At 46.1% G+C, this 18,429-nt stretch carries 16 protein-coding genes; 14 read left to right on the forward strand and 2 right to left on the reverse strand.

From position 1 onward, the window contains the following. The first annotated feature begins 5 nt into the window (after nt 1–5). The 7 genes from ACMN7X_RS14290 to ACMN7X_RS14320 all read left to right on the forward strand — a co-directional run bounded on the left by ACMN7X_RS14290 (nt 6) and on the right by ACMN7X_RS14320 (nt 7,498). On the forward strand, nt 6–947 hold the full coding sequence (locus ACMN7X_RS14290; RefSeq protein ID WP_418748123.1) for a magnesium transporter CorA family protein: 942 nt from the start codon (nt 6–8) through the stop codon (nt 945–947). A gap of 29 nt (nt 948–976) precedes the next feature. Beyond that, the gene (thiW, locus tag ACMN7X_RS14295) at nt 977–1,708 is read left to right on the forward strand and encodes an energy coupling factor transporter S component ThiW (RefSeq protein ID WP_418748124.1); all 732 of its coding nucleotides are present in this window, start codon (nt 977–979) and stop codon (nt 1,706–1,708) included. After that, entirely contained in the window at nt 1,701–2,561 is an 861-nt protein-coding gene (gene thiM / locus ACMN7X_RS14300) for a hydroxyethylthiazole kinase (protein WP_418748125.1), read from the forward strand. The genes thiW and thiM overlap by 8 nt, the downstream gene beginning before the upstream one ends. A 28-nt stretch (nt 2,562–2,589) precedes the next feature. Further along, entirely contained in the window at nt 2,590–3,936 is a 1,347-nt protein-coding gene (locus ACMN7X_RS14305) for an MATE family efflux transporter (RefSeq protein WP_418748126.1), read from the forward strand. 52 nt (nt 3,937–3,988) lie between these two features. Continuing rightward, a complete protein-coding gene (locus tag ACMN7X_RS14310) occupies nt 3,989–5,323 on the forward strand; it encodes an alanine/glycine:cation symporter family protein (RefSeq protein ID WP_418748127.1) in 1,335 nt (444 codons plus the stop codon). Nucleotides 5,324–5,413: 90 nt separating this feature from the next. After that, nucleotides 5,414–6,262 (forward strand): MerR family transcriptional regulator, encoded by an 849-nt coding sequence (locus ACMN7X_RS14315; RefSeq protein WP_418748128.1) that lies wholly within the window; start codon nt 5,414–5,416, stop codon nt 6,260–6,262. Between the two features lie 201 nt (nt 6,263–6,463). Continuing rightward, nucleotides 6,464–7,498, forward strand: a complete 1,035-nt coding sequence (locus ACMN7X_RS14320) for an STAS-like domain-containing protein (protein ID WP_418748129.1) — start codon at nt 6,464–6,466, stop codon at nt 7,496–7,498. An 87-nt stretch (nt 7,499–7,585) separates the two neighbouring features. On the opposite strand, the gene ACMN7X_RS14325 is transcribed toward ACMN7X_RS14320, so the two are convergent. Next, complete coding sequence (locus ACMN7X_RS14325; protein WP_418748130.1) at nt 7,586–8,536, reverse strand: 2-hydroxyacid dehydrogenase; 951 nt, start codon at nt 8,534–8,536, stop codon at nt 7,586–7,588. A gap of 181 nt (nt 8,537–8,717) precedes the next feature. Here ACMN7X_RS14325 and ACMN7X_RS14330 point away from each other — a divergent pair, with 181 nt between their 5' ends. Genes ACMN7X_RS14330 through ACMN7X_RS14340 form a run of 3 tightly spaced genes read left to right on the forward strand, consistent with a single transcriptional unit; the run spans nt 8,718 to nt 13,176 of the window. Continuing rightward, on the forward strand, nt 8,718–9,191 hold the full coding sequence (locus ACMN7X_RS14330; RefSeq protein ID WP_418748131.1) for a MarR family winged helix-turn-helix transcriptional regulator: 474 nt from the start codon (nt 8,718–8,720) through the stop codon (nt 9,189–9,191). Beyond that, nucleotides 9,185–11,338, forward strand: a complete 2,154-nt coding sequence (locus ACMN7X_RS14335; protein ID WP_418748132.1) for an ABC transporter ATP-binding protein — start codon at nt 9,185–9,187, stop codon at nt 11,336–11,338. The genes ACMN7X_RS14330 and ACMN7X_RS14335 overlap by 7 nt, the downstream gene beginning before the upstream one ends. Beyond that, entirely contained in the window at nt 11,335–13,176 is a 1,842-nt protein-coding gene (locus ACMN7X_RS14340) for an ABC transporter ATP-binding protein (RefSeq protein WP_418748133.1), read from the forward strand. Before ACMN7X_RS14335 ends, ACMN7X_RS14340 begins: the two co-directional genes overlap by 4 nt. Before the next feature lie 95 nt (nt 13,177–13,271). Here the strand turns inward: ACMN7X_RS14340 and ymfI are convergent, their stop codons facing one another. Next, nucleotides 13,272–14,003 carry an elongation factor P 5-aminopentanone reductase gene (ymfI, locus tag ACMN7X_RS14345; protein WP_418748134.1) on the reverse strand — a complete coding sequence of 244 codons (732 nt, stop codon included), beginning with the start codon at nt 14,001–14,003 and terminating at the stop codon, nt 13,272–13,274. 297 nt (nt 14,004–14,300) lie between these two features. On the opposite strand from ymfI, the gene ACMN7X_RS14350 reads away from it, so the two are divergent. Genes ACMN7X_RS14350 through ACMN7X_RS14365 form a run of 4 tightly spaced genes read left to right on the forward strand, consistent with a single transcriptional unit; the run spans nt 14,301 to nt 18,289 of the window. Next, a complete protein-coding gene (locus ACMN7X_RS14350; protein ID WP_418748135.1) occupies nt 14,301–15,389 on the forward strand; it encodes a PucR family transcriptional regulator in 1,089 nt (362 codons plus the stop codon). 40 nt (nt 15,390–15,429) lie between these two features. Continuing rightward, nucleotides 15,430–16,113, forward strand: a complete 684-nt coding sequence (gene ftsE / locus ACMN7X_RS14355) for a cell division ATP-binding protein FtsE (RefSeq protein WP_418748136.1) — start codon at nt 15,430–15,432, stop codon at nt 16,111–16,113. Continuing rightward, nucleotides 16,103–17,011: a permease-like cell division protein FtsX gene (ftsX, locus tag ACMN7X_RS14360; RefSeq protein ID WP_418748137.1), complete on the forward strand. Its 909-nt coding sequence runs from the start codon at nt 16,103–16,105 to the stop codon at nt 17,009–17,011. Before ftsE ends, ftsX begins: the two co-directional genes overlap by 11 nt. A gap of 15 nt (nt 17,012–17,026) precedes the next feature. Continuing rightward, the gene (locus ACMN7X_RS14365; protein ID WP_418748138.1) at nt 17,027–18,289 is read left to right on the forward strand and encodes a murein hydrolase activator EnvC family protein; all 1,263 of its coding nucleotides are present in this window, start codon (nt 17,027–17,029) and stop codon (nt 18,287–18,289) included. Nucleotides 18,290–18,429: the final 140 nt, after the last annotated feature.

Below are 18,429 nucleotides of genomic sequence, written 5' to 3' on the forward strand. Positions count from 1 at the left end.
CCGGAATGATAAAAATATACAGAACAGATGACAATTTTATACACGAAGAGGATAGTATTCAGGAAGGTGTATGGATACAGATGATTCATCCAACCAGAGAGGAAGCAATGAGGGTTGCCGAGGAACTGGAGATCGATATTGACGATGTCATGGCTGCATTGGATGAGGAGGAAAGTTCTCGTATTGAATTGGAACCCGGGTATACACTGATACTTGTCGATATACCAACGGTGGAGGTCCGCCATGAAAAACGGGCTTATACGACAATTCCGTTAGGTATTATTCTGCTCCAAAATATGATCATCACCGTATGTACGGAGGATACGCCGATATTGCACCGGTTTATAAAGGGCAGAGTGAAGGAGTTCAGCACAAAAAAGAAGATGCGTTTCGTATATCAGATTTTGTTTCGTGCCGCTTCATTGTATCAGGCTTATCTGAGAGTTTTGGACAAGCGGCGGACAGAGATTGAAGAACGCATCGAGGGGGATACGGAGGATGTGGATCTGATGGCTCTGCATGAGTTGGAATCCACACTGGTTTATTTTGCAACTTCCCTGCGGGCCAACGGCGTTGTTTTGGACCGGCTGACACGTTACAAACGGTTGGAACAGTATCCGGAGGATCAGGAGCTTTTGGATGATGTTATCATTGAAAATAAACAGGCCATCGAGATGACTACGATATACAGAGATATTATCAATAGTACCCGTGAACTGCTTTCCTCAGTGATTGACAGCCGCCTGAATAACGTTATGAAATATCTGACGTCGATTACGATCGTCATGGCCATACCGACAGTTATTTCCGGTTTATATGGAATGAACGTCAATGCGGGAGGAATGCCCTTTGCCAGCTCGGTTCAGGGCTTTGGCATTTTGTGTGTCATCACTTTATTGATCTGCATACTGGCATTGTGGCTGCTTCGTAAAAAGAAAATGTTATAGACGATTTAGAGAGAAGAGAGGTTTTGACTGTGAATGCAAAGAATGGCTTGATTAAAATGACCTTTTTGGCAATGATGGTTGCCATCGGAGTGGTCATATCTCCGATTTTGAGAGTTGAGGGAATGTGCCCGATGGCCCATTTGATCAATATTGTCTGTGCGGTGATGATGGGACCGTGGTACTCATTGCTGTGCGCCATATTGATCGGCATTATCCGCATGATGTTTATGGGAATACCGCCGCTGGCTTTAACGGGAGCAGTTTTCGGCGCTTTTTTGTCCGGCGTTTTATATCGATTATCCGGGGGAAGAATGATTTTCGCGGTTGTCGGTGAGGTGATCGGCACCGGTATTATCGGGGCGATGGTGTCCTATCCGGTGATGACATTTATTGTGGGACGCGAAGGACTTTCTCTGATGTTTTATGTCCCGTCCTTTATCTGTGGAACATTGATCGGCGGCAGCGTCGCTTTTATCTTTTTGAAATATTTGAATAAGGGAAAAATGCTCACGAAAATGCAGCAGATGCTGGGTTCCTCCGTACAGGAGAAGCCTTCGGATCTGCGGATGGATGCCGCGGGCATCGGCTTCCTTGGAATTATTGTTTATCTGGCGGTGTTGGTCGTTTCCAAAAATATTTTTCATCTTGAGGGAATCATGGTGAAGATCCTTCCGGCCGCCGCGTTGATTCTTGTGGAAGTGATTGCGATTGTATATTATGTCACCCAGTCGAGTAAGGAGCGGGAACAGAAAAATGCTTAAAAATGAAATATTAAACGAAATTTCTCACATTCGTGCAGCGGTGCAGCAAAAAGCGCCGCTGATTCACTGTATTACAAATCCGATCTCCATCCATGATTGTGCCAATGTGGTTTTGGCGACGGGAGGCCGTCCGATGATGGCGGAACATCCGGCGGAAGTGGAAGAGATTACCGTGACAGCCGGAGCATTGGCCCTTAACCTCGGCAATATCACCGATGCCAGAAGGACTTCGATTTTAATTTCGGGAAAGGCTGCGATGGAGCGGCATATCCCTGTGATTCTGGATATGGTTGGGATTGGATGCAGTCATTTCCGCAGAGAACTCACAGAGGAATTTTTAAAACAGCGCATGTCGGAAGCTGTGAAAGTCCCGGAAAGCCCGCTCGTATTAAAGGGAAATATGTCGGAGTTGAAGGCCCTGGCCGGAGCGGATTATCATGTCAGCGGTGTCGATGTGGCTTCGGGGGATGTGCTGTCAGAGGATAATCGGACGGAAATGATCGGACTGGCAAAATCCGCGGCAAAAGCTTACGGGGCCGTTGTGCTTGCTTCGGGGAAAACGGATTTGGTGACGGATGGGGAAAAGGTATGCCTGATTGACAATGGCTGTGAGATGATGGGAAGGATTACGGGGACAGGCTGTATGCTGAACGTGTTGGCCGGAACTTATATGTCTGTCGGGAAACCGATGGCGGCGGCTGTGGCGGCCTGCGTTGTCCTTGGCATCAGCGGAGAGATGGCTGCCGGACAGTGTCGGGGGACAGGCAGTTTTCAGACGGCTTTTCAGGATGCTCTTTTTTGTATGACGGATGAGGACATCCGCAGTCGGATCCGGGTAACTTTTTTCGAATAATACGGATATAATTTGGGGGAATTAAATCATGGATAGGGAACAGAAGTTTAAGTATATGACTGAGGAGCCGATACCGCGCCTTGTGTGTTCTCTGGCTGTGCCGACGATCATCAGTATGCTGATCACATCATTTTACAATATGGTGGATACATTTTTTGTTGGACGGATTAATACATCGGCGACGGCGGCGGTAGGCGTTGTGTTTTCATTGATGGCGATCATTCAGGCCATCGGGTTTTTCTTTGGGCACGGTTCGGGAAATTATATTTCCCGTCAGCTCGGAGCGCAGAATACGGAAGAGGCTTCGAAAATGGCTTCTATCGGTTTCTTTTCAGCGCTGATCGCCGGAGCGGTTCTGGCGGGATGCGGGCTGATTTTTATTAAGCCTCTGGCGCTGCTTCTGGGTTCCACGGAAACAATTCTGCCCTATGCGGTCGACTATCTCAAGTATATATTAATTGGCGCGCCTTATATGACAGCCTCCCTTGTGTTAAACAATCAGCTTCGTTTTCAGGGAAATGCCATGTATGGTATGATCGGCATTGTGGTGGGAGCCGTGATCAATATTGTTTTGGACCCGGTGCTTATATTTGTCTGCCATATGGGTATCAGCGGCGCGGCGCTGGCGACGATCATCAGTCAGTTTATCAGCTTTATTATATTGCTGTGGGTCAGCCAGAGTGGGCCGGGAATTCATATAAGCTGGAAAAATGTCCGGTTTGATGCTTACTTTTTAAAAGAGATCGTGCGCGGCGGTTTTCCGTCGCTTTGCCGACAGGGGCTTGGCAGTGTGGCGACCATTGCCTTGAATATGGCGGCCGGGGTTTATGGGGATGCGGCGATTGCCGGAATGAGCATCGTCTCAAGAATCACCATGTTTGCCTATTCGGCTTTGATCGGTTTTGGACAGGGATTTCAGCCGGTCTGCGGTTTTAATTATGGAGCAAAGCTTTATGACCGGGTGCGGGAAGCTTTTTATTTCTGTCTGAAAACATCGGCCGGGTTTTTGATCTTGCTTTCAATTGCCGGATATATTGGAGCTCCTCAGCTTGTCGAACTTTTTCGAAAAGGCGACCCGGAGGTGACGGCCGTTGGTATTGCGGCGCTTCGCTTTTCATGTATCAGTTTTTCTTTGAGCGGCGGAGTCGTTATGAGCAATATGTTTCTTCAGTCGATCGGGATGGCCGTGAGGGCATCGATCGTGGCGGCGGCCAGACAAGGTTTGTTTTTCCTGCCTTTGATTTTTATACTGCCTTCGATTTTGGGGCTTAGGGGCGTGGAAATGTGCCAGATGGTAAGCGATATTTTGACTTTTTTACTGGCGATGCCTTTATCGATTTCTGTTTTGAAAAAAATGGGGACAGAATCTGACTGAAAGAAAAAAACCGAGCATATATATAAGTAAAATCTGAAGCCGGAGGCGGCGGATGGAATTTATTGAAAATGGAATAAGAACGCTGAATGACTTTTTGTGGGGATGGCCGCTCATAGGCCTCCTCTTCGGAACGCATCTGTTTTTGACGGTGCGTACAAAGGTGATTCAGCGTTTTGTGTTTCGCGGAATCCGATGGTCGTTAAAAAGTGAGGAGGGATGTGAGGGCGAGGTCAGTCCCTTTGACGCGTTGACGACAGCGCTGGCTTCCACCTTTGGCACGGGCAATATTATCGGGGTGGGAACGGCGATTGCCCTGGGAGGTCCGGGAGCTGTATTTTGGTGTTGGCTGACCGGGATCTTCGGAATGGCGACCACCTACAGTGAGGCTTTGCTGGCAGTCAGATTCCGAACCCGGACAGAGGATGGGAGGATGCAGGGCGGGGCGATGTATGTCCTGGACCGGGGACTTCACATGCGCTGGCTGGCCCTTCTGTTTGCTCTTTTTGGGGCCATGGCATCCTTTGGCATTGGCTGTGCTGTTCAGGTCAATGCCATTGCGGCGGTTTGTAAAGAAAGTCTGAATATTTCGCCGGGGATCGTAGGACTTGTGTCCGCTGTGTTGGCCGGACTTGTGATTTTCGGAGGGATCCAGTCCATTGCCGGAGTATGCCGGCGGCTGGTGCCTTTAATGAGTTTGTTCTATATCGGCGGTTGTGGGGCGATTCTTATCGTTAATTGGGATTTTATACTTCCTGCCTTGAAAACGATCGCAGTGATGGCTTTTTCCCCGGGGGCGGCTGCCGGAGGACTTGCGGGCGGCGGTGTCCGGATGGCTATGCGATACGGCATTGCCCGGGGCTTGTTTTCCAATGAGGCCGGTATGGGTTCCGCGCCGATCGCGGCGGCGGCAGCAAAGACGAGCAGCCCGGTTCGACAGGCATTGATCTCGTCCACCGCAACCTTTTGGGATACGGTGGTTGTCTGTGCCGTTACAGGGCTTGTGCTGGTGAGCAGTATTATGAAAAATCCGGCGATCGATATGGCGACGGCCGGGGACGGAGGCCTGCTTACAACACTGGCCTTTGCCCAGATTCCCATTGTCGGGCCGGGAATCCTTGTCGTGGGCATCATTACCTTTGCCTTTTCTACGATTCTCGGATGGGCCTACTATGGCGAGAGATGCGTTGAATATCTGGCGGGGCGGCGCGGGTTGATCTTTTATCGGCTGCTTTATATCTTGACGGCGGCGGCAGCGCCGGTCATTCAACTGGGAGTTGTGTGGATGACTGCCGATGTTCTCAATGCGCTGATGGTTTTGCCAAACCTGATTTCTTTGCTTTGCATGTCGGATGTTGTCGCCGGTGAAACGCAAAAATATTTAAAATAAAAACTATTGACTCTCACGGTGCGTCATAGGATAGGATAAATTTCAGAAGGGCAAAAAGCCTTTCAGGATTCAGGAATGGGAGGACGAAAGATGAGAACGGTGAAAGAAGTATCTGAATTAACGGGAATCAGCGTGCGCACGCTTCACTATTATGATGAGATTGGTTTGTTTGAGCCAACGGTCGTGACTGAAGCGGGATACCGGCTTTATGACGATAAAGCCCTGGAAAGGTTACAGCAGATATTATTTTTCCGGGAATTTGATATGCCGTTAAAGGAAATCAAAAGCATCATGGAAAATCCCAACCTGGATAAAAATCAGCTTCTCCGCAGTCAGAAACAGGTACTGATTCTGAAAAAAGAACGGCTGGAGCGGTTGATTGCCGGTATCGATGATATTTTGAAAGGAGAGAACAGGATGGATTTTGAAATTTTCAGTAAAGCAGATGTGGAACAGTTATACGGGGCCCTTGTTGATCATATGTCGGAGGAAAATAAGGCGGTTTTCATTGAAAAGTACGGAAGTATGGAGCAGTATAAGGAACATTTCATGGAAAGCGCTTCCGGCAAAAAGGCTCAGAAAAACTATGCAAAGCTGGTGGAGTGGTACGGAGATAAGGACAGCGTTTTATCGGCAGGGACGAATCCTGCGAATTCGCAGATCGTGGATGCATGGTCCAAACGATCTGACGCCGTTTTCCGGAAGTTGGCGGCTGTAAAGGGGGCAGATGTTCAAAGCTTTGAGGTTAAAGAAATTGTCGGGGAGCTGGATTTTGTATTCAAACAGCTGTATCAGATGAAAGATGTTTCGAAGATGATGCTGGAAATGGCCGGATTGTATAAAAACGATGCGGATTTCCAGAAAAAGAATGATGATATTTACGGCGATAGGGCGACAAAATTTATGGGCGAAGCCTTAGAGGCATTTTACAATGTGTAATCATGTCAAATGCCGGATATTATTTTAAATGATGTAAACGAATAAAAGGAAGGTAAAAAAGAGAAAAACTCTTCTTTTCAGAAACCGTTTCAAGGTTTTCGGAAAGAAGAGTTTTTTAGTGACATTTTAACTTTACGGATATTTTTGAACGTGTTATAATTAAAAAAAATAAAAATATAGTTAAAATTTAAGGTGATGCAGATGAGCTTTACTTCTGAAAAAAGAGAACGGATAAAAAGATATATATTGGAAAAAATTGACGAAGGGCAGACGGATATGGCAAAAAGGGCCGCAGAAGCTTTTAATGTCTCGCTTAATACGATTTATAGATATATCAGGGAGTTGGAGAAAGCAGAAATAATTCGTAAGGATGGAAGAAATTATAATTTTGTTGAAAATATAGAAGTTTTTACCTTAGCAAGGTCAAGCGGCCAGTTATCGGAAGAGGATGTCATTTATGAAAAATATGTGAAGAAATATATTGAAAAATTACCGGATAACGTGAAACAGATATGGCAATATTCTTTTATGGAAATGATGAATAATGCCATTGACCATTCGCAGGCAGAGCTTGTATTTATATTAATTGCTCAAAATTATATGAACACAATTATTGTAATTAATGATGAGGGCGTTGGAATATTCAAAAAAATAAAAGAGTATTATAATTATGATTCTCTGGAAGACGCTATTAGCGAGCTTTTTAAAGGAAAGCTCACAACAGATACCCAAAATCATTCAGGAGAAGGGATATTTTTTACTTCTCGGATATTAGATAATTTTGTTGCGTTATCTGATGGTAAAATATTTTCTCACGATAAGTATGATGATATATCTAAAGACATAAGGGAAATAGATACTTTAAAAACGTGGGGAGATGAAAGAGGTACCGTGATATTTATGCAATTGTCCAATTATAGCAAAAAGAATTTAAGGGAGGTGTTTGATATGTTTGCAGATGTAGACGGAGGCTTTATAAAAACACGCATACCGATAAAAAATATATATGAAACATACCCTGTATCGAGGTCTCAGGCAAAAAGGTTGTGCAATCGTTTTGATAAATTTCGAGAAATAGAATTGGATTTTTCGGGAATTGAAGAAATTGGTCAGGGATTTGCCCATGAATTATTTGTTGTTTTCAGCAGAGAACATCCAAATGTAAAATTGATTCCAATAAATATATCACTGGAAGTTGAAAAAATGATTAATCATGTAAAACAAACGATTCATTGAGTTAGTAAAAAAGGCAGGTAAAAAAGAGAAAAACTCTTCTTTCCAGAAACCGTTTCAAGGTTTTCGGAAAGAAGAGTTTTTTTAAAATCAGCTTACCACATTAATCGGTGTGCCGTTCAGATAGTTTTTGATATCGTCGGCAAGGATGGAGACGAGGCGCTGGCGGGTTTCAAGGCCTCGCCAGCCCATATGCGGTGTGAGGATGACATTCTCCATCTGATAGAGCGGGTTATCCTCAGCCGGCGGTTCGACCTCCTGAACATCCAGTCCGGCTCCGGCGATGCGTCCTGCCTGTAAAGCCTCGATCAAAGCGGCTTCATCGATGAGAGGACCGCGGGCGGTATTAATGATAAATGCCGTTGGTTTCATCAGGGCCAGGGTATCTTTATTGATGATATGGCGTGTCTGAGGCATGAGCGGGCAGTGCAGGGACACATAATCACTTTGGGAGAGTACTTCTTCCAGTGAAGTGAAGTGGATGCCCGGTTCATCTCCGGCAGCGTTGACATCGTAGGCCAGAATTTTCATTCCAAGGGCCTGAGCGACTTTAATGACTTCCCGGCCGATATGTCCGGCGCCGACAACGCCCAGTGTCTTGGCATTGATCTCTACATGGTCAACCTGCATACATTTGGTAAAATTATCGTGGTTATTTTCTGTCAGCATGGCAATCTGTCTGCGCATGGATGAGCTGAGATTCATAATCATCATGATGGCTGTGTGGGCCACCCTCTCCGTGCTGTAGGACGGCACGTTGCATACGGTAATCCCCTTTTCTCTGGCCGCCTCCAGATCCAGATTGTTGTATCCTGTGCCGGCTTCGCAGATCAATTTCACCGAATCCGGGAACCGGCGGATAATATCGCCGGAAACCGGCATTTCTTTAGTGACAACAATGTCAAATCCCTGAATACGTTCAAGAATCTCCGACGGTTCCGTTGTTTCATAGACTTTCACCTCATCGGACAAAATCGAATAGTCCAGCCGATGGTCATAATTCATGCGTTCCCCATTTAATACAACTGTTTTTGCATTCATTTGAAAACCCCCTTTTTATAGTTCTTTTTTAATTTCAGTATACAGGAATACCGGTTTAGAAACAAGTAAAAAAGGCGGAATAAAATGGGGGTTGACAACAGGTGAAATGGGTGTAAAATAAATCCTTGTAAATAGTTAACTATGTTAAATAATAACCATGTTAACTAAGTGAGGTGAAGAGATGAAAAACAGGAAAATGCAGGAAGAAATGTTCAGAGCTATGTTCCGTCTGAAACATTTGAACATGGGCGGCATGCTGAAGGAGATATCGGTTGGGGAATATAAAATATTAGAGATGTGTTCCGGATGTCCTCAGTGCGGCGCCCGGGAAAAGGGTATTTATGTTTCCAGTATGGCAGCAGAAATGAAGGTTTCTTCGCCGGCCGTCAGCCGTCTGCTGAAAGGCATGGAGGGCAAAGATTATATTGTCCGTCATGCGGATTCAAAGGACCGGAGGAATACCCGTGTTTTTATCACAGAGGCAGGACTGAAAAAACGGGATGAATGTCGGGAAATTCTTTGGAATTATACGGAGAGGGTCATTGGGCGGATGGGCATGGAAAATATGCTGCAGCTTCTGAATCTTTTTAACCAGATGGTGGATGTTATGGAAGATGAACTGAAAAAGACAGAGAAAGGAGACCGGATATGTTAAAAATTTTCAGCTATCTGAAAAATTCGAAGGCGATGGTACTTACCATTATTCTTCTGCTTGTTGTTCAGGCCGGTTGTGAATTGTCGCTGCCCCAGTATACATCGGACATTGTGGATGTGGGAATTCAGCAGGGAGGCATTGAACGGGCAACGCCGGAACGGATGCGGAAGGAAACTTATGAAAATCTGTGTCTGTTTATGACAGATGAGGAGATTCAAAGCATAGAACCTTATTATCAGGAGGATGAAGAGGGAAACTATGTATTGAATACAAAGGATGATGATATTTTAGAACAAATGGACAATGCTTTCGGGATGCCGATGCTCATCTTAGCTTCAATGGAAGAATCCGGAGAGGTGGATGTGAGCCAGATCCGTCAGGCCGTGGACGCGGGAATGGTGAGTCGAGAGGATATGATTGCCAAAAGGGATGAGGTTGAGGCATCTTTCGGGGATATGAGTGAGTCGATCATCCAGCAGAAGGCCGTTCTGTTTGTGAAAGAAGAATATGCGGCTCTCGGAATGAATCTGGATGATATTCAGATGGATTATCTGAAAACAAAAGGTATCCAGATGGTCGGTCTGGCAGTGGTGATGATGGGCGCCTCGATTCTTGTGTCCCTGTTTGCCGCCAGGGTTGCCGCCGGTGTGGGCCGGGATTTAAGAAAGAGTGTATTTAATAAAGTTGTATCCTTTTCCAATGCGGAAATGGATAAGTTTTCAACGGCCTCGCTGATCACCCGGAGTACAAATGATATTCAGCAGATTCAGATGGTGGAAGTTATGCTGCTCAGAATGGTATGCTATGCTCCGATCATCGGAATCGGCGGCATTTTTAAGGTGCTCCACACAAAAACAGGGATGAGCTGGATCATTGTGGTGGCCGTCGCGGCGATCATGGCGCTGGTACTTATATTAATGTCCCTTGCTATGCCGAAATTCAAGAAAATGCAGGATTTGGTGGACCGGTTGAATCTGGTATCCAGAGAGATCCTTACCGGTATTCCGGTGATTCGGGCATTCAGTCGAGAAAAGCATGAGGAACAGCGTTTTGATGTAGCCAATACAAATCTGATGAAGACCCAGTTGTTTACAAACCGGGTAATGACCTTTATGATGCCGGCCATGATGTTTATTATGAATGGTATCAGTGTTTTGATCGTATGGAATGGGGCTCATGGCATTAATCAGGGAAATCTTCAGGTTGGAGATATGATGGCCTTTATCACTTATACCATGCAGATCGTTATGGCATTTTTGATGCTGACGATGATATCCATTATGCTGCCGAGGGCCGGTGTGGCTGCGGACCGTATTGATGAGGTCTTAAAAACAGAACCTTCCATTCATGATGCGGAACATGTGCGGGATGATGAGCTGAAAGCGGCCAAAGGTTATGTTGAATTTAAAGATGTCTGTTTCCGGTATCCGGGGGCCAGCGAGGATGCCCTTGAACATATCAGTTTTACGGCGAAACCGGGAGAAACGACTGCGATTATCGGAAGTACGGGCTGCGGTAAATCAACGATGATTCATTTGATTCCGAGATTTTATGATGTGACCGGCGGGGCGATTACCATTGATGGCGTTGATATCCGGGAACTTTCCAGAAATAAGGTGCGGAGCCTTCTCGGATTTGTGCCGCAGAAGGGCGTACTGTTTTCCGGCACTATTGAATCCAATCTGAAATTCGGCGGCGACTGGATTACGGATGAAGCTATGAAGACAGCGGCACAGGTTGCTCAGGCAACAGAGTTTATAGAGACAAAGAAGGATATGTATCAAAGTCCGATCGCCCAGGGCGGAACCAATGTTTCCGGCGGGCAGAAACAGCGTCTTTCCATTGCAAGGGCTATTGCTAAAAATCCCAAAATATTCCTGTTTGATGACAGCTTTTCTGCGCTGGATTATAAGACGGACGTTGTTCTGCGAAGAGCATTGAAGGAAAAGGTTTCTGATGCGACGGTCATTATTGTGGCGCAGCGGATCAGTACGATTCTTCATGCGGATCAGATCATTGTCCTGGAGGACGGGCATGTGGCCGGCATCGGCCGTCATGAGGAGCTGCTGGAAAGCTGCGAGGCTTATCAGGAGATCGCGAAATCCCAGTTATCCGAGTCCGAGTTGAAAGGAGGCCGTGCATCATGAGTGAAGAGAGAAGACAACCGATGAGAGGCCGCGGACCGATGGGCCGGGGCATGATGCCGGGAGAAAAGGCAAAGGATTTCAGAGGCAGTGTCGGAAAGCTGTTGAATTATATGGGGCGGTATAAAATAGCCCTGGTGTTTGTTATCATTTTCGCGATCTGCAGTACGGCTTTTAATATTGTCGGACCGAAGATTTTGAGCAAAGCAACGACCGAGATTTTCAACGGTCTTTTATCGAAACTTTCCGGCGGTGCGGGAATCGATTTCGGGAAAATAGGCCGGATTCTTCTTATATTAATAGGAATTTATGGTGTCAGCGCCTGTTTCTCATTTATTCAGGGCTGGCTGATGACGGGAATATCCCAGAAGATGTGTTTCCGAATGAGGAAGGAGATTTCCGAAAAAATCAATCGGATGCCGCTGGAATACTTTGAGTCAAGGACTGTCGGCGAAGTTTTATCCCGGATCACCAATGATGTGGATACATTGGGAATGAGCTTGAACCAGAGTGTCACCCAGCTGATCACATCCATTACGACGGTGATCGGTATTTTGATCATGATGCTCAGTATCAGTCCACTGATGACTCTGATTGCCATTATTATTCTGCCGGTATCCATGATCTTAATTACGACAGTGGTCAAATCCTCTCAGAAATATTTCCGCACCCAGCAGGAATATCTGGGCCATATCAACGGACAGGTTGAAGAGGTTTACAGCGGACAGAATATCGTTAAAGCCTTTGACCGGGAGGAAGAGGTACTGAAAGAGTTTTCTGAGACAAATGACACGCTGTATGCTTCGGCATGGAAATCTCAGTTCTTTTCCGGCATGATGCAGCCAATCATGAATTTTGTCGGAAATCTCGGCTATGTGGCCGTGGCTGTTGTCGGCGGTTATCTGACGATTCAGGGAACCATTGAGATTGGCGATATTCAGGCTTTTATTCAGTATGTGCGTCAGTTTACCCAGCCGATCTCCCAGGTGGCCCAGGTGTCAAATATGCTTCAGTCGATGGCTGCGGCTTCCGAGAGGGTGTTTGAATTCCTGGCAGAGCCGGAGGAAGATATCACGTTGGAAAATCCGGTACATCTGGAAGCGCCGGAAGGACGGGTCTCATTCCGGCATGTACGATTTGGATATAAACCGGATAAAACGGTTATCCATGATTTCAGCTGTGATGTGGAACCGGGGCAGACCGTGGCGATCGTCGGGCCGACAGGCGCAGGAAAGACCACGATGGTCAAATTGCTCATGCGGTTTTATGATGTCAATCAGGGACAGATTTTGGTTGACGGACACAACATTAAAGATTTTAATCGGGGAGAACTCAGAGAACTTTTCGGAATGGTCCTTCAGGATACATGGCTGTTTAAAGGAACAATCATGGAAAATATCCGGTATGGACGGCTGGAAGCAACGGATGAAGAGGTTATCGCGGCGGCAAAGGCAGCCCACGCTCATCACTTTATTCAGACCCTTCCGGGAGGATATCAGATGGAATTAAATGAGGATGCCAGCAATGTTTCTCAGGGACAAAAGCAGCTTCTTACGATTGCCCGGGCGATTCTGGCGGACAATCCGGTGCTGATTCTGGATGAGGCGACCAGCTCCGTGGATACGCGAACCGAAGAACGGATCCAGAAAGCGATGAATAATCTGATGAAAGGGCGGACCAGCTTCGTCATCGCCCATCGATTATCGACGATTAAAGATGCCGACGTGATTCTTGTTATGAGGGACGGCGACATCATCGAGCAGGGCAATCATGAAGAATTGCTCAGAAAAGGCGGATTTTATGCCGACTTATATAACTCTCAGTTTGAAGAAACTGCCTGAGATTTTTTCACATGGGCGCGCTGCGTCAAGTTTCGCGCGATAAGGTATACAGGAAAAGTCCGGCCCGCGGTGATTTTGCCGCAGGCCGGACTTTTTTAAATCCAGCCGCCGTCCAGCGAGATGATCTGACCGGTCAGATAGGAATGTTCTCCGGCAAGCCGGAGAGCCAGCCGTCCGACTTCATCCGGAGTTCCCATCCGGCAGGCAGGAATTTCATCGATCAATTGAAATCGTTCTTCTTCGGACAAAAAGTGGTTCATTTCTGTATCGATAGCGCCGCAGGCAATGGCGTTGACAGTGATATGGCTCGGAGCCAGTTCCTTTGCCAGCGCTTTTGTGAGGGCGTTCATGCCGCCTTTGGAGGCTGAGTAGGCCGCTTCGCAGGAGGCGCCGCAATTGCCCCAGACGGAAGAAATATTAATAATGCTTCCGGTTTGGCGGGCAACCATGTCAGGAATGACCTGTTTACAGCAGTTAAAAACCGATGTAAGATTGGTTCGAATAACTTCATTCCATTCTCCGGCATCCATGTCGCTGAGAAGACCGATGTGAGAGATGCCTGCGTTGTTGACGAGACAATCCACCGGGCCGAGGACCCTGCGGGCTCCGGCGACAAATCGCTGCGCGTCTTCATAGCCCCCCATATCGCCAATAAAGTCATAGCATTGGCATCCCATGGCTTCAATATGTTTTTTTACATCAAGCAAATCTTCTTTGCTTTTCCTGCAGCAGATACCAACGGCCCATCCCGCGCCGGCAAAAGTCTCGGCGATGGCCCGCCCGATGCCTCTGGAAGCACCGGTGATCAGGACAGTTTTACGTATCATAGTCTATTTCCTCTTACTTATTTTATTGAATATTACTGAGTAATTTTGAGTATAGCATAAAAAGACGGAGGGTGTATACATTTTTAATAAAAAGCATCAAAAAAATTTAGGCAAAATTAAATTAAAAAATGTGTTAGAATTCATAAATGAAATTATTCTGTAACAAATTTGTAATTTACATGGGTCTGTTTTATAAAAACGGATAAAAAAACCTTTACTTTTTGGCATATTTGCACTATTATAGAGAAAGGAGTTGATAGGAACAGGACTATATGATAAGAAGTAAGGGTGGTAGATATGATTTCAAATCAGATTTTGCAGACAACAATGGAAGGCTTAAAAGCAATCACCAGAGTTGATTTGTGCGTTATGGATACCGAGGGGAAGGTTTTGGCATCCACAATGAATAATGCAGAAGAATATGAGAATGCTGTTTTGGACTTTGTCAATTCTCCTGCGGACAGTCAGGTACTCAGCGGATTTCAGTTTTTTAAAGTATTTGACGAGCATCAGCTTGAATTTGTCATTCTGGCCAAGGGGGACAGTGATGACGTTTATATGGTTGGAAAGATTGCGTCTTTCCAGACTCAGAATCTGCTTGTAGCCTATAAAGAAAGATTTGATAAAGATAATTTCATTAAGAATCTGCTTTTGGATAATTTACTTTTGGTAGATATTTATAATCGGTCAAAGAAGCTTCGAATCGATACGGATGTTCGGCGGATCGCCGTAATTATTGAGTTAAACAATGATAAAGAATTAAACGGGCTGGAAATTGTCCGTGGGATTTATACGGGAAAGACAAAAGATTTCATTACGGCGGTTGATGAGAAGAGCGTCATTGTTGTCCGCGAAGTGAAGGAAAATGAAAATTATGAGGCATTGACGAAGTCCTGCAAAGGGTTATTGGATATGCTGCACGGTGAAGGGCTGACAAAGTGCCGGATCGCTTTGGGAACGATCGTCCATGAGATCAAAGATGTTTCCCGTTCCTATAAAGAGGCGAAGATGGCGCTTGACGTAGGAAAGATTTTCTATAGCGAGAGAGCGATCGTAGCTTACAGTAATCTGGGTATCGGCCGCTTGATCTATCAGCTTCCGGTGCCGTTGTGCAAGATGTTCATTAAAGAAATTTTTGACGGCAAGTCTCCGGATGATCTGGATGAGGAGACATTGATCACAATTAATAAATTTTTCGAAAACAGCCTGAATGTTTCGGAAACATCCAGACAGTTGTATATTCACAGAAATACGCTGGTATACCGTTTGGATAAGCTTCAGAAAAGTACGGGGCTGGATTTGAGAGTATTTGAGGACGCCATCACCTTTAAGATCGCGTTGATGGTTGTCAAGTATATGAGGTATATGGAGACATTTGAGTATTAAAATTTAAAGCAAGGTACCGGCGATAAAAGGAGGTCATAACGTGATTGTTTTAGATAACGTTTGCAAAACTTATAGCACAGGCGTGTCTGCTTTAAATGGTGTTAATCTTAGAATTCGTAAGGGTGAATTTGTATTTATCGTAGGAAGCAGCGGTTCGGGTAAAACAACACTGTTTAAATTGTTATTAAAGGAGCTGGAGCCAACTTCGGGAAGAATTTATATTAACAGTCAGAATATCGGACGTCTGCGCCGCCGCAAAGTTCCGAAAATGCGCCGCGGTATTGGCGTTGTGTTCCAGGATTTCCGTTTGCTCAAGGACAGAAATGTTTATGAGAACATTGCCTTTGCACAGCGGGTTGTCGGGAAACCGGCGAAGGTGATCAAGGAAACGGTGCCGCAGATGCTGACCCTGGTCGGGCTGGCGGATAAGGCGGAATCATTGCCGGGTGAGTTGTCCGGTGGTGAACAGCAGAGAGTTTCTCTGGCGAGAGCTTTGGTGAATAATCCCCCAATCTTGCTGGCGGATGAGCCGACAGGTAATCTGGATCCGGCGAATGCGTGGGAGATTATGAAACTTCTGGAGGATATTAATAAACGAGGGACCACGGTGGTCGTTGTTACCCATAATCGGGATATTGTTGAACGTATGCAGAAGAGGGTTATCACGATAGACAAAGGTGTGGTTATCAGCGATGAAAAAGGTGGAATAACAAATGATTGGTAGAATGTTTTACGCCATCCGGCAGGGCTTTAAAAATATTGGCCGCAACCGGTTGTTTTCCCTGGCGTCGATTGGAACAATTACCGCATGTTTGTTTATGTTTGGTATTTTCTATTGTATTGTAGCGAATTTTCAATACATGGTGCATGCGGCGGAAACCAATGTCGGGCTGACGGTGTTTTTTGATGATACAGTGGCAGAGGAACATATGCTGGAAGTACAGCGGTTGATCGAGGCGCGGGAAGAGGTTGACTCAACAACTTATATTTCTGCGGATGAAGCGTGGGAGAATTTTAAACAGGATTATTTCCCGGATGGGGATGAAGGAATTCTTGCCGGATTGGATCAGGACAACCCGTTGTGGGATTGTGCCAGCGTACAGGTTTATCTGTCGGATACATCAAGACAGGCGGAGCTGATCGATTATATTCAAACGCTGGACGGTGTTTCGGAAGTCAACGGTTCTGAAATTATTGCGGACAGCTTTACGAATTTCAGCCGGTTGATCGGTTATGTGTCTATCGGCATTATTTTAATTTTGGTATTCGTTGCGATTTTCCTTATCAGTAATACGGTTATGATCGGTATTACGGTGCGTAAGGACGAGATTGCAATTATGAAATACATTGGTGCGACGGATTTATTTGTCCGCGGGCCGTTTATTGTTGAAGGTATGACGATTGGTTTGATCGGTTCTGCAATTCCGGTGGTCGGTTTGCGGCTGCTTTATCCGATGGTTGTAGACTTCGTTTTGGAACACTTTTCAATATTAAACAAAATACTGACATTCATGGATGTGAATGACGTATTTAATATCCTTATTCCGATATCGCTTGCGATCGGATTGGGTATTGGTTTTATCGGAAGTTATATGACTTTGAGAAAACATGTGAGAGTATAGGAAGGGAGAAAAGATATGAAACGTTTACATACAAGGCTGCTCAGCGGACTGATGGCCTGTGTGATGGCTTTTTCGCTGAGTTTGACGGCTTTTGCCGTGGATGAAGGCGATAAAGAGGAAAAAGAACAGCAGATTGAGGCGTTGGAGCAGGAAAAAGAGGCTCAGAATGCAGCTCTGGGTGAATTGCAGACGGATAAGGCAAATACGGAGGCTGAGATTGCAGCTCTGGACAGCCAGTTAGCCGATGTTCAGGGACAGATTGATGCGACAAACCTTGAACTGGAGCAGACGGAAGCCGCGCTGGAGCAGACAAAAATTGATCTGGCGGCTGCCCGTGAAAAGGAGCAGCAGCAGTATGAGACTTTAAAACTTCGTATTAAAGTGATGTATAAAAAGGGTGAGACCGGTTATCTGGAGATTCTTCTTGCGGCGGAGGATATTACATCCCTGCTTAACAGCACAGAATATATTTCCAAGATTTCTGATTATGACAGCAATCTGCTTCAGAGTCTTCAGGAGACAAGAACACAGATTGAAGCCCTTGAAAAACAGCAGGAAGAGGAAGTTGAGCGGATCAAACAGCTCAAGCAGGAGCTGGAAGATCAGGAGGCTGAGCTTCAGGGAATTCTGGATGAAAAGGCCGCTTATATTCAGTCTTTAAATGCGACGATTGAGTATACGGAGGAGTATATTGCGGAACTGGAAGAAAATATTTCCATGGAGCAGCAGGCACTGGCAGAGATTGAGGCGGAAATCCGCGCTGCAGCGGCGGCAGCTGCAGCGGCTGCTGAAGCAGCGGCACAGGAAGCAGCGGCTTCCGGCGATGGCGGCGGCAGCAGTTATGTGCCGGATGTGTCCGGCGCTTCGAAACCGTCCTATGGCGGCGGATGGGTTTGGCCGAGCGATACGACAATGCTGACAGATACTTTCGGTTATCAGGATTGGCGCGGCGGCAGCCACAACGGTATTGATATCGGCGCAAGCTATGGCAGTCCGATCTATGCGGCGGCCAGCGGAACCGTATGGATTGCGGGATACAGCAGCAGCGCCGGAAACTGGGTAGTTATCGACCATGGCGGCGGTGTGCTCAGCGTGTACATGCATGCATCGGCATTGTATGTCAGCTCAGGACAGTATGTCAGCGCGGGCCAGTCGATCGCGGCAGTCGGAAGTACCGGATGGTCCACAGGTCCTCATCTTCACTTTGGTGTGATGGTCGGCTCTTCCGGCGGATATGACGGTTATTGGGTAGACCCGTTGGGTTATGTCAGCCCGTGATCAATTTACATTACATATAGGGAGGCGGGAATTATCCTGCCTCCTTTTTGAGATTCGGTGAAAAATCTGTGTTTTCCCTTTGCATTCCGGAATACTTGTTGTACAATAGGATGGAATGAAAAAATGTGAGGCTGAGAGAT

The sequence above is a fragment of the Frisingicoccus sp. genome (genome assembly GCF_048388605.1).
Classification (GTDB): domain Bacteria; phylum Bacillota; class Clostridia; order Lachnospirales; family Lachnospiraceae; genus Frisingicoccus.

Excerpts from the sequence above, each read along its gene's own strand:
- ACMN7X_RS14290 (WP_418748123.1), top strand. The coding sequence starts at position 6 with ATGATAAAAATATACAGAACAGATGACAATTTTATACACGAAGAGGAT.
- thiM (WP_418748125.1), top strand. The coding sequence starts at position 1,701 with ATGCTTAAAAATGAAATATTAAACGAAATTTCTCACATTCGTGCAGCG.
- ACMN7X_RS14305 (WP_418748126.1), top strand. The coding sequence starts at position 2,590 with ATGGATAGGGAACAGAAGTTTAAGTATATGACTGAGGAGCCGATACCG.
- ACMN7X_RS14310 (WP_418748127.1), top strand. The coding sequence starts at position 3,989 with ATGGAATTTATTGAAAATGGAATAAGAACGCTGAATGACTTTTTGTGG.
- ACMN7X_RS14315 (WP_418748128.1), top strand. The coding sequence starts at position 5,414 with ATGAGAACGGTGAAAGAAGTATCTGAATTAACGGGAATCAGCGTGCGC.
- ACMN7X_RS14320 (WP_418748129.1), top strand. The coding sequence starts at position 6,464 with ATGAGCTTTACTTCTGAAAAAAGAGAACGGATAAAAAGATATATATTG.
- ACMN7X_RS14325 (WP_418748130.1), bottom strand. The coding sequence starts at position 8,536 with ATGAATGCAAAAACAGTTGTATTAAATGGGGAACGCATGAATTATGAC.
- ACMN7X_RS14330 (WP_418748131.1), top strand. The coding sequence starts at position 8,718 with ATGAAAAACAGGAAAATGCAGGAAGAAATGTTCAGAGCTATGTTCCGT.
- ACMN7X_RS14335 (WP_418748132.1), top strand. The coding sequence starts at position 9,185 with ATGTTAAAAATTTTCAGCTATCTGAAAAATTCGAAGGCGATGGTACTT.
- ACMN7X_RS14340 (WP_418748133.1), top strand. The coding sequence starts at position 11,335 with ATGAGTGAAGAGAGAAGACAACCGATGAGAGGCCGCGGACCGATGGGC.
- ymfI (WP_418748134.1), bottom strand. The coding sequence starts at position 14,003 with ATGATACGTAAAACTGTCCTGATCACCGGTGCTTCCAGAGGCATCGGG.
- ACMN7X_RS14350 (WP_418748135.1), top strand. The coding sequence starts at position 14,301 with ATGATTTCAAATCAGATTTTGCAGACAACAATGGAAGGCTTAAAAGCA.
- ftsX (WP_418748137.1), top strand. The coding sequence starts at position 16,103 with ATGATTGGTAGAATGTTTTACGCCATCCGGCAGGGCTTTAAAAATATT.
- ACMN7X_RS14365 (WP_418748138.1), top strand. The coding sequence starts at position 17,027 with ATGAAACGTTTACATACAAGGCTGCTCAGCGGACTGATGGCCTGTGTG.